Origin of the sequence: Segatella oris (assembly GCF_900637655.1) — a bacterium.
Classification (GTDB): Bacteria; Bacteroidota; Bacteroidia; order Bacteroidales; family Bacteroidaceae; genus Prevotella; species Prevotella oris.
This window is the reverse complement of the sequence record NZ_LR134384.1, coordinates 724,815-740,839: the sequence shown is the minus strand read 5'-3', so window position 1 is coordinate 740,839 and position 16,025 is coordinate 724,815. Positions and strand designations below refer to the sequence as shown.

The window sequence follows — 16,025 nt, the reverse complement described above, 5'->3', positions numbered from 1 at the left end:
TAAACTGTATAAAACTATTTCTTATTGTAGCCTGACACAGTTTACTTTATACTTTTTATAATATTGCTAAAACATAGCACATATTTTAACCGAGGAAGAATTTTCTTCTGGATTTCGAAGTAGTCAATGGAGGCTTATTTTATTCTGCACATGGCGTGCTTCGATTTATAAACTGCAGAACTTTCCGCCTTTCAGTTGATAGTGCTTACTGCCGATAACAATTTCTTTTTCGTTGTGGATAACTGTTTTGTTCAGCGTGATTTGACCACCGTTGTTGATTTTGAAATGCAGATAGCTGTTGTCTTCCTTACCTTTCCACCTTATTGTCCGAGCCATATAGATGAGCAATTTATCGGTAAGTTTGTTGTTCTTATCCAGTGAACAGAGGAAAAATCGCCCTTCCCCAATCTGATCTCTGCCACAGATTATGAACACACGATAGCCATCTACCGCTGGCAGTTGAGCCACATGGCAGTCCATAAGGTCTGTTTCGCTATCCACACAAGACTCCAGAAACGGCATAAGCGCCTTGTCGGGAACTGTTGTCCCGCCCATATCCATGATAAAATCATAGCTGTATTCCAAGGGCAGAGGCAGCATGGGGAGCTGATGAAGCAGGTCTTCCACACTTCCATGTTTGGCAGAAAAGCCCTTTATTCCTAAGCAATTCGCCACATAGTCCTCGTATTTCCCCTCATCATAACGCAATATAATCGGTGCATCGGGGTCGAAAGTCACATCTTTCAACAGTCTGTTCTTCGTGTCAAGCAGCAGCCACCCCTGTGTGCTTTCACTGTTTGCACCATGCTCTTTCGCATACAAACGAATGGAGTAAACACCATTCTGCCGCTTTTCTTCTATTTCCGCACACATTGTCTTCCTATTGAAAAGCGTCTTGAAATTTGCACATGAGAGAACCAATTGCCTCAGCTTTTCGTCACATGAAAGATGCTTTGTTGCGTTATCATTACTTTTTGCCACGGCAACAGCAGCGTATTTGCACGGCTGTCCCACACCAGAAACACTCACCATAAGTAGTGAAAGAAAAACAATTTTCCTCATTCTATTGCTTATAAAAAGTTTATTTTATTCTTCAATAGCTATTTCCGATAAGCCACTCTTAGGCCTATTGTCGCTTTTCGAAAGCCTGATCTCTATTTCAACCTATACAAGTCGCCTTGCTTGTTAATCCGATAAACTTCGATTTCCGTATTCTTTCCCTCCTTGATCTTGACATAAACAGTGCCGTCAGAGAACATGGCGAAGTCCTCTGTTGCATCGTTATAAGAGCTGAAAGCATCTATCTGGAGATTATTGTCCTCATCAATTTTCCCATTTCTATAGACATATATCAGAAACTCATCGTCCTCATTGTAGTTATAGCAGGCAAAGATAGGGAAGCCGTTCACATAGTATAGTCTTTCCAAGAAGAAGTTCTCATTGCTGATAGTTATTTGATTTCCGTACTGGTTAGCCATTTTCAGCACTTCTTTATAAGGTCGGATGTTATACTTTTTGGCACGTTCACTGCTCCCTTCCTTCTTGAAATCCATATACATATCGCCCATGGTATAGATGAGTTTGGCTGTAGCCTGAGGCTTTCCTTGGTCTTTCCGTCGAATATATTTATAGATAGCAGCCATTCCCTTGTGGTAAAGCACAAGATAGTCACCTGTGTAGATATATTCCAAATGCTCGCTATAAATATCGCGCTTTGACGATTTAATCTGCAGGACAGGTACGTTCTTGGAGAAGTGAATGCCCCGATTGGCGAAATAATTATAAAGGGAAGAGAAGCAAGGCGACTGCTCTTGCTTCGTCTGCAGACTGCGTTTCGCGCTCCTTACGCTTATCTTTTGTCCGTTAAGAGAGAGCAGGGTGTCGCCCGAAAGCTGTATTTTCATATTCTGAAATACCTTCTGTGTCGTTTCTTCCCATTCCATTTTGGGGTCAAAATCCGTAATATATTCCCAACTATCCTTAGGTTGATAGGTCTTGGCAGCATAGGCGGCATGCAAGCTTTCCCATTGCTTTGCAGTCATTGGGTGCTGTTGTTGCTGCATTGCCTCTGTCGACATCGTTCCTAAGATGCGGTTTTCTCCAAGGGCATTCAGCAGGGAAAAGAAGCTTACGAAGAGCAAAATAACTCTCTTTCTCATTGTGTTTAGTTAATAGATTATGGTGTTTATGTCTGCAAATATAGGCATCATTTCTCTATTCTGCAAGCAGATGAGAGAGAAAAGAGGTCTCTCCCGCGGCCCCTCCCCAAGGAAGAACGAGGAAAACGAAGCCTCTCCCCCAACCCCTCCCCGAAGAGGGAGGGGAGTAAAATGCCTTGGCAATAGGGGGCTTATGCATTATAATTGGAGGACATATCACTCTCCTCTCCTTGGAGAACCAACGGTCGCTGTTCGTTGAGTGAACTCAACGAGGAAAGCAAAGGGCTGGGGGTGAGGCTTTTCCCTATTCTCTTTTCTTTTGTTTGAGGCTGGGGGTGAGGCTTCTTTTTTGTTTATTTTCTTTCTCATTTTTAACACTTTTCTCTACGACCAAATAGAAATGAAAACGTGCTTTTCATGCTTGTGTGAAGCCATTTTATGGCTTCGGTGCCCTTACTTCTATCATCTTGCACTGTAATCTGACGCTGATCACATTGCTATTTGCATCAGATGGCATCGTAAAATGAAACAAGTTATGTGCTGATTTGACGCAAATTGCAACGTTTTTCGACATGATTTTATCTCATATTTCACGTTGATTTTTATAACCACCTGATTGTCAACGCATTGCAATCTGTTAGAAAACAGCGTTTATTTTGGGTGAGAACGACTTCCATTTTGAATTTACAAAGCATTGAAGAACAATTGTAAATATACATGACAGATGTTAACACATCTTTCGTTTCCAGCAATCATGCCTTGGAAGATAGGGCATAAGAGAAAATGATATGTACGGAAAAGTATTGCGAAGCATGCTCGGTGACACGATATTTTAATTTTTTAAAAGGAAAGATATACAGTCTTCTATTTTCTTAAAAAAGGCTTATTTGAGCCGTATTTGAGCAGATTTTGCTATATTTGCAAACTCAAGCAAAACAGAATAAAACTATGAAAAGAATTACATCAATGGCCATCTTGCTGATGATAGTCATTATAGCAAGTGCACAGATTCAGTCTCCTGTGAAGTTTTCATCACAGCTGAAGACCAATAAGTCGGCCGAAGCCGAGATTGTTTTCACAGCAAAGATTGCCGCGGGATGGCATGTCTATTCAACGCGGTTAGGTGCAGAAGGGCCTACATCGGCATCGTTCACGGCCTCCAAGTTGGACGGTGTTGAACTCGTTGGAAAGCTCCAGGCCCACGGAAAGGAAATCTCTGCCTACGACAAGAACTTTGAAGCGACACTGCGTTATTTTGAACATAGCGTGACATTCACGCAGAAAGTGAGGTTCACCAAGCCCAACTATGTGTTGAAAGGTTACTTGGAATATGGTGCTTGCAGCGACCAGACATGCATGGCTCCGACGAGTGTTGATATCGACAAATCGGGCAAGAGCCCGGCTGTGACAGCAGGAAAAGACGCAAAAGCCGAGGCAGGAAAGGATGTTCCTTCCGGCGAACTGTTGGCTGCTATGACGACGGCTGCCACACAGGGAAACCAGGATGCGCAGGAAGGTTTGGCGAGATTGCAGGCCGACAACATGGGCAAGGCACAGCAAGACAGTGCTGCCCTCGCGAGTGCTGCAGCTACTTCGTCGCTCACCAAGGCTGAAAAAGACGCGTTGTGGAAGCCTGTTATCAAAGAAATTCATGAGCAGAACGGAGGCGACGGCGTTGAAAATCAGAGCTGGGGCTACATCTTTCTCATGGGTTTCCTTGGCGGATTGCTCGCTTTGTTCACCCCTTGTGTGTGGCCAATCATACCGATGACCGTGAGTTTCTTCCTCAAACGGGCTAAAGACGACAGGCGAAAAGGCATCCGTGATGCCATCACCTACGGCATTTCTATCATCGTCATCTATCTCATCTTGGGTTTGGCCGTGACGCGTATCTTTGGTGCTTCGGCTTTGAATGCATGGTCTACGAAGCCTTTCTTCAATATCATCTTCTTCTTGATGTTAGTGGTTTTCGCCCTCAGTTTCTTCGGATGGTTTGAGATAAAGCTGCCCGAGAAATGGGGAAATGCCGTTGACACCAAGGCTTCTTCCACCACCGGACTGCTCTCTATCTTCCTCATGGCCTTCACACTGACGTTGGTAAGCTTCTCATGTACAGGCCCGATTATTGGCTTCCTGCTTGTGGCCTCCACAACATCCGGCTCACTTCTCGGCCCGGCTTTCGGCATGTTAGGCTTTGCCGTGGCTTTGGCTTTGCCGTTTACGCTGTTTGCCATGTTCCCAAGTTGGCTGAAGAGCGCCCCGAAGTCAGGCTCATGGATGAACACGATTAAGATTGTTCTCGGTTTCATTGAACTGGCCTTCTCGCTCAAGTTCTTCAGTACTGCCGACATGACATCGCATTGGAACCTGCTCAGTCGTGAGGCTTTCTTGGCCATATGGATTGTAATCTTTGCAGCATTAGGCCTCTATCTCATCGGAAAACTTAAGTTCCAGAGCGATACAGTGGGTGGAGATGTCCGGAAACCAATGCCTGTGCCCTGCATCATGTTGGGTCTTTGCTCGCTTGCTTTCTCGGTTTACATGGTGCCGGGGCTGTGGGGTGCGCCCGTAAAAGCTGTGAGTGCATTCGCTCCTCCGATAGAAACGCAGGACTTCAACCTTAATACTAAGGTGGTAAAGGCACACTACACAGACTATGAAACAGGTATGGCGGCAGCGAAAGCCATGAATAAACCCGTGCTGATTGACTTCACCGGATATGGCTGTACGAACTGCCGTAAGATGGAATCTGCCGTTTGGACCGACCCGCGTGTCATGGAAATGTTGGAGAAAGACTATGTGCTCATCTCATTGTATGTGGATGACAACAAGTGGCTTCCACAGGAAATAGAAATCATGGAGAATGGACAGAAGCGCACACTCCGCACGGTTGCCGACAAATGGAGTTATCTGCAACGCAGCAAGTTCGGCGCCAATACGCAGCCGTTCTATGTGCCGGTAGACAATGACGGCAATCCTCTTGTGGGCAGTTATTCATATAATGAAGACATTCCTGCCTATATAAAATTCCTGCAGAAAGGTCTTAAAGCTTATCAAAAGAAGAAATAAACCTTATTGAAATGCTTGACAAAGAAGTGCGAAACGAGATTATTGACCTCGTCAACCGCGAGGTCGTACCGGCTGTGGGCTGTACGGAACCGATGGCAGTAGCCCTCTGTACGGCCCGCGCTACGGAACTGTTGGGGTGTAAGCCCGAGGAAATCAAAGTGCTGCTCAGTGCAAATATCCTGAAAAATGCTATGGGAGTAGGTATTCCCGGCACAGGAATGATAGGTCTTCCTATCGCCGTTGCACTTGGCAGTTTGATAGGCAAGAGCGAATATCAGCTTGAAGTTATCAAGGATCTTACCCCCGAATGGCTCGAAGCCGGCAAGCAGTTTGTGGCCGAAGACCGCATCTGTATTCAGCTGAAGAGCGACATCTGCGAGAAACTCTACGTGGAAGTGACTTGCAAAAGCGAGGGACATCAGGCCACAGCCATTATCTCGGGAGCGCACACCCACTTTGTCTATGAGGCACAAGACGACAGGATTTTGTTCGACAAACGGCAGGCATGCAGTAAAGAAGCAGCTGAAAATGACATTCAACTCAACATGAAGCTTGTGTGGGAATTCGCCACAACAAGTCCGGTTGAAGAAATGAAATTCATTCTCAAAACCAAGGAATACAATCTCCGTGCAGCCCGTGAAAGCATCAAAGGAAACTATGGTCACTGTCTTGGAAAGACCATGGACCGTCCTCTAAGCCACGGAATTTTCGGTAACAGCATCTTTTCTCATATCATCGCTACTACGGCTTCGGCCTGCGATGCACGTATGGGGGGCGCGATGATTCCCGTGATGAGCAACTCGGGGTCGGGCAATCAAGGCATCTGTGCCACTAATCCTGTGGCTGTTTATGCCGAAGAAAACGAGAACACGGAAGAGGAATTAATCCGTGCCTTGATGTTGAGTCACCTTACCGCTATCTATATCAAGCAGAGCCTCGGCAAGCTAAGTGCACTCTGTGGCTGCGTAGTTGCGAGCATAGGAAGCAGCTGCGGAATAACTTACCTCATGGGAGGGAACTTCCAAGACGTGTGTCATGCGGTGAAAAACATGATTGCCAACCTCACCGGAATGATATGCGACGGTGCCAAACCCAGCTGTTCTTTGAAGATATGTTCGGGCGTCAGCACAGCCCTTTTGAGTGCGTTGTTGGCACGAGAAGGCCGACATGTCACCGCTGCTGAAGGCATTATTGATGAATGTGTGGACCAAAGCATCCGAAATTTAACAAGCATTGGCAAGGAAGCCATGTGCGCAACAGACGATATGGTGCTTCGGATTATGACGAATAAGCGGGGCTGTTGAAATAGAGGAGATAAGACTTTACGGTGCATTGCTCTCTGTGTCATGTTCAAACTGGCATTTTGAACTTTAGTGGAAATCTTCAAATTAATACTTTGAAAATGGTGTTCTTTCTTCAAATTATTGTACCTTTGCATAAGATATAGCTGCACTCGGCAAATTGAAAGCAAGCTTTCTCTGCACTCGTTGGCAACATCTTTGCATAAGATATCGCATGAAGTGGGGTCTCATAGTTCAATGGATAGAACAAGTCTCTCCTAAAGATTAGATCCGAGTTCGATTCTCGGTGAGACCACGAAAAAGGGCCATGACCCTGTAACATTCTTTATTTCTGACTAACCTTAACACCATGCTTGGAGCAATTATAGGAGATATTATCGGCTCACGCTTTGAGTTTTCAAAGCAAACAAAACCCGAGTTTGAACTTTTTACGCCTGATTGTGACTTCACGGATGACACGATTTGCACCGTGGCTATTGCTGATGCGATACTCCATCACAAGCCTTACGGCACAGCGCTTCATGACTGGTGCCGACGCTATCCGACGCCAATGGGAGGCTATGGAGACAAGTTTGAACTGTGGGTTGAGAGTGACAATCCGCAGCCATATGGCAGCAGTGGCAATGGTTCGGCCATGCGCGTGAGTCCTGTCGGCTGGCTTTTTGACGAATATAAAGAGGTGTTGAACGAGGCAAAAGAGAGTGCAGTCGTGACGCATAACCACCCAGACGGTATCAATGGTGCACAGTGTGTGGCCACGCTCATCTACTGGCTTCGCACGTGTCGTATCACAAAAGACGAAATAGAGAGTGCGGTCAGGCGCAACTTCGGCTATCACATGACTCCGCTTCGCAATATCTATAAGATTGGCAGTGAGGGGCATTTCGACGGACTATGCAATGAAACCGTACCCTATGCCATCAGTTGTTTCCTTGAAAGTCAGAACTTTGAAGACGCCATCCGCAAGGCAGTTGCTGCCGGTGGAGACACTGATACGAAGGCTGCTATATGTGGTTCCATTGCCGAAGCCTACTATGAAATTCCCGAAGAAATGATTGAAAAAGCCTATTCGTATCTGCCTGACGACATGCTTGATATCATCACGCAGTTCCACGACAAGATACAGAGTGAACTCTGATTTCAATCTTTGCAGAGGATTTTCTCATGTGACGTGTTTTACAACGTAAAGTAGGCTATGGAATAGGTTGTGTTGAAGGGCTTCGTAACTTGTATCAGATTATCGTGCAATCTGCGTCAAATTGCGAGGTGATTCAAGTCAAATTGCACGGTAAAGTGACTGAGATTGCAACTCGTGGAAACAAGAGCAGGAATATTGAAGCTCGCAAACGGTTTCGCATGTAGACAGAAAGCAGTTTTTCTTTTCCATGGGGTGGAGTTCTTCCTCCCTGCATTCATCTCGTTCTTTTTCTCTCTCTATAATTTTGTTATATCGGGATTTATGCGTAACTTTGCATCCGATTAATATATTAAGTGTAACATTTGTGGAAGAATTTGGCTGCTTGCAACCACATAAAAAAATGCTAAAACTGCAAAATCCCCCTCAGATTTTACGGTTACTTGGTGTTATTCCACGCTAAAAAAGTAATGGAAAAATGAGTTATCTATTTTCTTCAGAGTCGGTGTCAGAAGGACATCCTGACAAGGTTTCCGACCAGATTTCAGACGCTTTACTTGACCAGTTTCTCGCCTATGACGAGCAATCTCACTGTGCCATAGAGACATTCTGCACCACAGGACAGGTGGTTATCATGGGTGAAGTGCGGTCAAAAGAGTACATTGACCTGCAAAACATTGCACGAAACACTATCAAGAAGATTGGCTATACTAAGGCCGAATATCAGTTTGATGGTAATTCTTGCGGCATTCTTACGGCTATTCACGAGCAGAGTGATGACATTAACCGCGGTGTGAGCCGTGAGAATGAAGACGAACAGGGTGCTGGTGACCAGGGTATGATGTTTGGTTATGCAACGAATGAAACGGAGAACTACATGCCGGTTTCACTCTATCTGTCGCATTTGCTGATGAGTACGTTGGCCGATATCCGCCGTGAAGGGAAGCAAATGACCTATCTGCGCCCCGACTCCAAGAGTCAGGTGACGATAGAATACAGCGATGCCGGCATTCCACAACGCATCGACACGATTGTCGTGAGCACGCAGCACGACCCGTTCATGGACGATGATGAGGCGATGTTGACCAAGATACGTGAAGACGTTATCAATATTCTCGTGCCACGCGTAAAGGCACAGTTGGGCGAGAAAGTGCTGGCGTTGTTCAATGACAACATTAAATATTTCGTCAATCCTACGGGTAAGTTTGTCATCGGTGGGCCTCACGGAGACACGGGGTTGACGGGACGCAAGATTATTGTCGACACATATGGTGGCAAGGGAGCACATGGAGGAGGTGCTTTCTCGGGTAAGGATCCATCGAAAGTCGACCGTTCGGCAGCCTATGCAGCACGTTATATTGCCAAGAACATGGTAGCTGCAGGCGTGGCCGATGAAATGCTTGTACAGCTTGCTTATGCCATTGGTGTGGCCCAACCTGTCAGCGTTTATGTCGACACTTATGGGCGCAGTAATGTCAAGATGAGCGACAGTGAGATTGCAAAGAAGGTACAGGAGATGTTTGATTTGCGTCCACATGCCATTGAACGCACTCTGAAACTGCGCCAGCCCATGTATCTTGAAACAGCTGCCTACGGTCATATGGGACGTAAGAATGAGGTGGTCAGGAAGACGTTCACCAGTCGCTATCATGAGCAGAAGACTATCGATGTGGAGCTGTTCACATGGGAGAAACTCGACCGTGTGGATGAAATCAAACGCGCATTCAATCTTTAACAGCATATAAGAAGGACGGATAGCGTGGCTTTCCGCCCTTTTTTCATAGCATCAAAATGAGACAACAAGAGGATTCTATCGCAAGTGTAGAGATACAACAAGACCTGCAAGGTGCAGCCGCTCGCGTGCACAAGCAGCCCACTCCGGCTGAAGTCATCGGTTGGTTACCCAAGAATGCTACGCCCGAACAGCAGGATTCTGCCGTTCAAGCACATATCAAACCCAGCAAGATTACATGGAGTGAACGTCCTGATACACTTCATCTGCCGGGTCATCCTGTTGGTAGAAGCTGGCGCGATGTGAGTCTTCCACGCTATTACAAAGAGTCGTTTTTCTCGAAATCTCCACTCTTCCACCCTGAACAACCTGGTGGACGAATGGGCGTGGCCGGTGATCCTGTGCCTTATTCTGTGGCTTCCGACAATGTCATCACGGGTATTCTGCTTGCTTGTTTCATTCTTGTTATGGTGGCCTACACCAAGTCGAAGCGTTTCATTCAACGTCAGGCAAAGAACTTTTTCTATGTACAGCATGGTGAAACTACAGTTATTTCAGAGACTTCGAACGAGCTTCGTTTCCAGTTCTTCCTCATGCTGCAGACTTGTCTGCAACTCTCTTTGCTGTTCTTTTTCTATACGCGTGCCGCCATCAGTGATACGTTTATCATCGAGCAGTACAAGGTGATCGGATGGTTTGCAGGTGGAATTCTGGTCTATTTCCTACTGAAAATTCTGGCCTATACAATTATAGACCTGACGTTTTTCGACTCGAAAAAAAACGAACAATGGCTGAAGTCTTACCTCTTTATCATATCAATAGAAGGATTGTTGATTTTCCCCGCCGTGATGCTTGTAGCTTACTTCGGTCTTGAACTGCAGCATGCTATGATTTATTCCATTATCATCATCGTTTTGCTTAAAATCCTTTCGTTCTACAAGACCAATCTTATCTTTTTCAGACAAAATGGCAGTTTTCTGCAGAATATTTTGTACTTTTGTGCGCTTGAAATAACGCCGTTGATTGCATTATGGGGCACATTGGCGATGATCAATGGATATTTGAAAATCAATTTTTAAGACAATAAATGATAAAGAAGATTTTAATTTCTCAACCACGACCGGCCAGTGACAAGTCGCCTTACTACGATCTTGCCAAGGAGCACGGCATTGAAATGGTGTTTCGGCCATTCTTTAAGGTTGAGGGTATCTCCTCAAAGGAATTCAGGCAGCAGAAAGTCAGTCTGCTTGACCATACTGCAGTGGTGTTCACTTCACGTCATGCCATCGACAACTTCTTTACGCTTGCGAAAGAATTGCGTGTCACGATACCGGAGGACATGAAGTATTTCTGTCTCATTGAGACCATTGCCCTCTACATACAGAAGTATGTGCAGTACCGTAAGCGCAAGGTGTTCTTCGGCACAACAGGAAAGATTGACGGCTTGTTGCCACAGATGTTGAAGCATAAGGGCGAAAAGTTTCTTGTGCCGCTGAGCAGCGTTCACAATGACGATATCAAGAGTATGCTTGACAGCAAGGGACTCAAGCATAGCGAATGTGTGATGTATCGCACTGTCAGCAATGACTTCAGCGAAGACGAAAAGAAGAGTTTCGACTATGATATGCTGGTCTTTTTCAGTCCCACAGGTGTCAAGGCACTCAAAAAGAACTTCCCCGATTTCAAGCAAGGTGACATTAAGATTGCCGCTTTCGGTCCGGCAACAGCCAAGGAAGTAGAGGCACAAGGCATGCGCATTGACCTCATGGCACCGAGCCAGGAACATCCTTCCATGACGGCTGCACTGAAAGATTATCTCGAAAAAAACAAATAAACAACGACAAGGAAGCAGCATCATATGGCTGAGATCCATTCGGAAAGACTTCCAAAGCAGGAGCGCGTCTGTAGCAAGAAGCTTATCGACAGACTCTTTAATGGCGGACACAGCCATTCGATGTCGGCCTTTCCACTGCGAGTGGTCTATATGCCGATGGAGGCAGAAGACGAAAGTCAGCAGCTGCCTCGCACGCAATTGCTTGTCAGTGTGCCCAAGAAATGCTTCAAACGGGCTGTCAAGCGCAACCGCGTGAAGCGCCAAGTGCGCGAGGCCTATCGCCTGCAACGCCAGATTTTAGCCGACAAAATAGCCGACCGTCACAGTATGGTGTTGGCCTTTATCTGGCTTGATGACAAGCTCTATCCTACCGAGGTGGTCATGCAGAAAGTGAAGAACCTGCTTCAACGCATCAGTGAAAAGCTATGAATGTGCTGAAAACGATAATACATGGGATATCACGTATCCTCGTGTGGGCTTTGCTCTTACCCATTCTTTTCTATCAGCATGTGATTTCACCTTTCACGCCACCATCATGCCGTTTCACGCCTACGTGCTCCGAATATGCCCGACAAGCTCTCATGAAACATGGCCCACTGAAAGGACTCGCACTGGCGGTATGGCGCATTCTCAGATGTAACCCATGGGGAGGTAGCGGATATGACCCCGTTCCCTGAACGCCTTTCAGAGGCTCCCCTACAACATATTTACAAACACTGCAGGGCAGCAGAAGCTGCATGTACCTGCTTTTTATAATACAAGAAGACATGGCAAAGAATTTTGTTGAAGAATTGAAATGGCGTGGTATGCTCGCTCAGATTATGCCGGGAACGGAAGAGTATCTGCAGAGTAACATGGTATCAGCCTACTTGGGAACTGACCCCACGGCCGATTCTCTCCATATCGGTCACCTCTGTGGCATCATGATGCTGCGCCATTTGCAGCGTTGCGGCCACAAACCCTATCTGCTTGTGGGCGGAGCAACAGGCATGATTGGCGACCCTTCGGGTAAGAGCCAGGAGCGAAACCTGCTTGACACCAAGACTCTCTACCACAACCAAGAAGCTATCAAGAAGCAAGTGGCGAAGTTTCTCGACTTCGATGGCAACGAACCTAACAAGGCCGAGCTCGTCAACAACTATGACTGGATGAAGGATTTCACTTTTCTTGATTTCGCAAGAGAGGTGGGAAAGCACATTACTGTCAACTACATGATGGCCAAAGACAGTGTACAGAAGCGCTTGAATGGTGAGGCTCGCGACGGACTTTCATTCACAGAGTTCACCTATCAGCTGCTTCAGGGCTACGATTTCCTTTATCTCTATCAGCATCATGGCGTTCGCCTGCAGCTCGGTGGCAACGACCAGTGGGGGAATATGACCACAGGCACAGAACTTATCCGTCGCACTTTGGGCAATGAAGCCGAAGCGTTCTGCCTCACCTGCCCATTGATTACGAAAGCAGATGGGCGGAAATTCGGTAAAACAGAGAGCGGGAATGTGTGGCTCGACCGTAATCGTACCACGCCATATGCCTTCTATCAGTTCTGGTTGAACGTCAGCGACAGTGATGCCGAGCGCTATATCAAAATCTTTACTGACCTCGACAAGGAGGCTATTGATGCTCTTATAGCCGATCATCAGCAGGATCCCGGGCGCCGTATCTTGCAGAAGAGACTCGCAGAAGAGGTCACCACCATGGTACATTCCAAGGAAGACCTCGACATGGCCATTGCCGCCAGCAACATACTCTTTGGGAAAGCCACCAAGGATAGCCTTGCACAACTTGATGAAGCCACGCTGAATGATGTCTTCAAAGACGTGCCTCACTACACAGTTGACCGCTCATTGCTCGGTTCTCCGGCTGTAGACGTATTCAATCAAGAGGAAATGGACATCTTCCCCAGCAAGAGTGAGATGAGAAAACTCGTCAAAGGAGGTGGTGTCAGCTTGAATAAGGAGAAACTCTCTACCTTTGATCAGCTTGTCACAACCGATGACCTTATCGATGGAAAATATCTCCTTGTACAGCGTGGAAAGAAGAATTATTATCTCATCACCGTCAAGTAAGAATTCATCTACATTTCAATAGAAAAAGTCTGCAAGACGCTTTGTCTTGCAGACTTTTTTGTATATTTGCTTCATCGATCCCAAATGATGTCACATGAAGAAATATCTGATCCCCTTTCTACTTCTCTTCTGTACGCTTATCGGTACTGCCCAGGAACACAAAAGCTTTGATACGTCCGATTGGAAGCGCGTCAAAGACCTGTGCGCATCACGTCCTGACAGCATCCGAAACCTTGTGAAGACACTGACAAGTAAGGCACCTAAGTCTCCGTTAACCACGGAGGAAAGCCTGCTGGCCTATATCGGACAAAGCTATATCAGCCAAGGAAAGGAAGAAAAAATCCTTCAAGAAATGTTCAAAGCCCTTATTAAAGGCAACAGCGATAAAGCTATAGCAAGCGCCCGGCAGGTGCTCGCTATCAATCCTATCAGCCTCCCTGCTATCGTTTTCATGGGCAGGGAAGCGTGTAATATGGTAGGAGATAGCATCAATACTCCCATTAATTTTGACGCAGAAGCATACTATCGGCGCATAGCAAAGTGTATTCTCGATGCCATATCTTCAACTGGTGACGGCAGCATAAGCCATCCTTTTGTCGTTACTTCCGAGGATGATACGCGCTTTTTCATGCACTATCAGTTGCGACTGAAAGGCATAAAGAGGCCTGAAAAAACAGGACATCGTCTTGATTTCAACCTGCCTTGCAACAGCGACCGCTACAACCGAGCTGCCATTTCCTTTGATATCACGCGTGTAATAGAGCTTCAAAAGCAACTTAAGCAGCAGTAAACAATATGTAAGGAACAACAAAAAAACAAGTAAAAATTTGGTAGTGGGCGAAAAAAACGCTACCTTTGCGCCCAGATTGTCCTATGGTGTAATGGTAGCACTACAGTTTTTGGTTCTGTCAGTGGTGGTTCGAATCCGCCTGGGACAACAAAAGTAACATTGGTTACTAATAAGTTACGCGACATCCATCCTGTCTTCTGGTGTAACGTTCTCTTTATAACGGTTCCCCTTTTGCATTCTTGTTCTTATTCTGAATTGGTGTAAACTCTGTTTTATTACCATGCTCATAAAGCAGCAAAGTCTTGAAACGTTTCTCTCGTTTCTGCCTGTTTTTCTTTTCTCTTTCGTGGTGTGAAAATGCCGTTTTGGGGCATTCTCAATTTCCTGGCAATCAAACGGTTATGATATTCAAGCCAAGTCTTGGAACAGGGTGACGTCAGAAAGCGGTGCAATCTGCGTCAAATCATGCTGTGAAGTGACTCAAATGAGGCCGCAAAGTGAGTCAAGTTACAGCGTGAAATGCATCAAGTTGCAGGGCTTTCTCTAATCAGTTGATTTGCAGGCCCATAGCAACGGCCTGACGAATGCGGTCGGCCATGCCGATGCCATCACGCAGATTACCACCGAGGATAAGGCCAGGATGGGTCTGTTCTATGCGTTTGACGGCTGCAAAACGGGCGCCACTCGACAGCTCATACTGTGGAATGGCGTGCTCATGACGAAAGATTTGAACCATATCGGGCTCCACATCTTGTGGAAATCCAAGCATCTTGGACAGTGCTTTCGTTACGAGTTCGCGCAGTTCCTCGTTGGTTTTTCCAAGCATTTCGGCATGTTTCATGCCTCCAAGGAAGAATGAAAACAGTGCACCCTCTGCAGGACAACGCTGTGAAAAGCAGGCCGAAGGGAAGAGAATGCCCAAGAGTTGTTGCTGTTCGCACGTGGGAATGAGTCCGCCAAAGGCTTTATGTTCAATGCCGTGTGCATTGGAAAGTCCCACGCTTACTTGTACTATCGGAGCGTAACGCAAGGCTGAAATCGGTGCCATATCGCCGGCTTTCACAAATGGCAGCATGGCTTTCAGCGCGTAGGCTCCCACGGTTGTAATGACATTTCGGCTTTGCAGACTCACCTTTTCGCCCGTTTCCGTGGTATATTTCACCTGCCATTGACCGCCAATCGGCATGACAACAACCTCGTTTGCCCCCAAGATGATGTTGGAAAGTCCTACGGATTGCGCCAAAGCATCCGTCAGATGACCGATCCCTCCCACTGCAGAAAAGACCTTCTTTGTGGCTAACCGCTCGCGATCTGACTTCTTTTCCTTGCGTTTGACTATGGCTCCGCGAATGAAACTGCCGTAGTTTTGTTCCAAGTTATACAGCTTTGGCAGTGCAAAACGCGTGATGAGCACATGTGGATTGCCTGCATATACGCCCGAAATAAATGGGTCTACGGCGTAGTCTAAATAGCTTTTGCCCAATCTTCTCACCACCATTGATGCCACATCTTCGTTGGGATCGGTGCCCTTGGGACGGAAAGGCTCAAGCAAGATGCCGAATTTATCGTGCCAAGTGAATAGCGGTGTGCGCAATGCTGCTATCGGATCAGCAGGTAAGGCATGGAAACTTGTGCCCTTCCAAATCCACCTTTGCTTGGCTTCTTCATGGGCCTCTTCGAGCGTGCAACCCCACTTCGCGAGGTCTTGAAACAGCTCTGCCACTTCAGGACAGCTCACAACGCCTGTGTTGGGCCCGCTTTCAAACGTGAAATCTCCTTGTCGGTGGGTCTGGATCTGACCGCCGATGCGTTGTTCTTTCTCGATTACGAGCACTTTCTTCCCACGCTTTCTGAGTGTGTGGGCAGTGGTGAGTCCTGTTAATCCTGCACCAATGACGATGACATCGATACTTGTTTTCGTTTCGTTCTGCATGGA

Annotated in this window: 13 protein-coding genes and 2 tRNA genes; 12 read left to right on the top strand and 3 right to left on the bottom strand. The window is 46.5% G+C overall.

The annotated features are described in order from the left end of the window. Positions 1–165 precede the first annotated feature (165 nt). Together EL210_RS03030 and EL210_RS03025 are read right to left on the bottom strand one after the other, a co-directional pair. Positions 166–1,062 carry a hypothetical protein gene (locus tag EL210_RS03030; protein ID WP_025879667.1) on the bottom strand — a complete coding sequence of 299 codons (897 nt, stop codon included), beginning with the start codon at positions 1,060–1,062 and terminating at the stop codon, positions 166–168. A gap of 92 nt (positions 1,063–1,154) precedes the next feature. Continuing rightward, the gene (locus tag EL210_RS03025) at positions 1,155–2,159 is read right to left on the bottom strand and encodes a hypothetical protein (RefSeq protein ID WP_018920679.1); all 1,005 of its coding nucleotides are present in this window, start codon (positions 2,157–2,159) and stop codon (positions 1,155–1,157) included. A gap of 948 nt (positions 2,160–3,107) precedes the next feature. On the opposite strand from EL210_RS03025, the gene EL210_RS03020 reads away from it, so the two are divergent. The 12 genes from EL210_RS03020 to EL210_RS02965 all read left to right on the top strand — a co-directional run bounded on the left by EL210_RS03020 (position 3,108) and on the right by EL210_RS02965 (position 14,237). Beyond that, the gene (locus EL210_RS03020; protein WP_018920677.1) at positions 3,108–5,228 is read left to right on the top strand and encodes a protein-disulfide reductase DsbD family protein; all 2,121 of its coding nucleotides are present in this window, start codon (positions 3,108–3,110) and stop codon (positions 5,226–5,228) included. A gap of 11 nt (positions 5,229–5,239) precedes the next feature. Further along, the gene (locus EL210_RS03015; RefSeq protein ID WP_018920676.1) at positions 5,240–6,532 is read left to right on the top strand and encodes an L-cysteine desulfidase family protein; all 1,293 of its coding nucleotides are present in this window, start codon (positions 5,240–5,242) and stop codon (positions 6,530–6,532) included. 220 nt (positions 6,533–6,752) lie between these two features. After that, positions 6,753–6,824 (top strand) — tRNA-Arg (locus EL210_RS03010). A 54-nt stretch (positions 6,825–6,878) separates the two neighbouring features. After that, complete coding sequence (locus tag EL210_RS03005; RefSeq protein WP_018920675.1) at positions 6,879–7,667, top strand: ADP-ribosylglycohydrolase family protein; 789 nt, start codon at positions 6,879–6,881, stop codon at positions 7,665–7,667. A 475-nt stretch (positions 7,668–8,142) separates the two neighbouring features. Further along, a complete protein-coding gene (metK, locus tag EL210_RS03000) occupies positions 8,143–9,399 on the top strand; it encodes a methionine adenosyltransferase (protein WP_018920674.1) in 1,257 nt (418 codons plus the stop codon). Between the two features lie 56 nt (positions 9,400–9,455). Beyond that, entirely contained in the window at positions 9,456–10,475 is a 1,020-nt protein-coding gene (locus EL210_RS02995; protein ID WP_018920673.1) for a DUF4271 domain-containing protein, read from the top strand. A gap of 8 nt (positions 10,476–10,483) precedes the next feature. Next, positions 10,484–11,230, top strand: a complete 747-nt coding sequence (locus EL210_RS02990; RefSeq protein WP_018920672.1) for a uroporphyrinogen-III synthase — start codon at positions 10,484–10,486, stop codon at positions 11,228–11,230. 24 nt (positions 11,231–11,254) lie between these two features. Next, positions 11,255–11,659 carry a ribonuclease P protein component gene (gene rnpA / locus EL210_RS02985; protein WP_025879669.1) on the top strand — a complete coding sequence of 135 codons (405 nt, stop codon included), beginning with the start codon at positions 11,255–11,257 and terminating at the stop codon, positions 11,657–11,659. Continuing rightward, positions 11,656–11,907, top strand: a complete 252-nt coding sequence (gene yidD, locus EL210_RS02980) for a membrane protein insertion efficiency factor YidD (RefSeq protein WP_004372892.1) — start codon at positions 11,656–11,658, stop codon at positions 11,905–11,907. Before rnpA ends, yidD begins: the two co-directional genes overlap by 4 nt. Positions 11,908–11,997: 90 nt before the next feature. After that, complete coding sequence (tyrS, locus tag EL210_RS02975; RefSeq protein ID WP_026285972.1) at positions 11,998–13,299, top strand: tyrosine--tRNA ligase; 1,302 nt, start codon at positions 11,998–12,000, stop codon at positions 13,297–13,299. A gap of 94 nt (positions 13,300–13,393) precedes the next feature. Next, positions 13,394–14,089, top strand: coding sequence for a hypothetical protein (locus EL210_RS02970; protein WP_018920668.1), 696 nt, complete (start codon positions 13,394–13,396; stop codon positions 14,087–14,089). A 77-nt stretch (positions 14,090–14,166) separates the two neighbouring features. Beyond that, positions 14,167–14,237: transfer RNA gene (locus tag EL210_RS02965), tRNA-Gln, on the top strand. A 399-nt stretch (positions 14,238–14,636) separates the two neighbouring features. Here EL210_RS02965 and hemG read toward each other — a convergent pair. Further along, positions 14,637–16,022 carry a protoporphyrinogen oxidase gene (gene hemG / locus EL210_RS02960; protein WP_018920666.1) on the bottom strand — a complete coding sequence of 462 codons (1,386 nt, stop codon included), beginning with the start codon at positions 16,020–16,022 and terminating at the stop codon, positions 14,637–14,639. Positions 16,023–16,025: the final 3 nt, after the last annotated feature.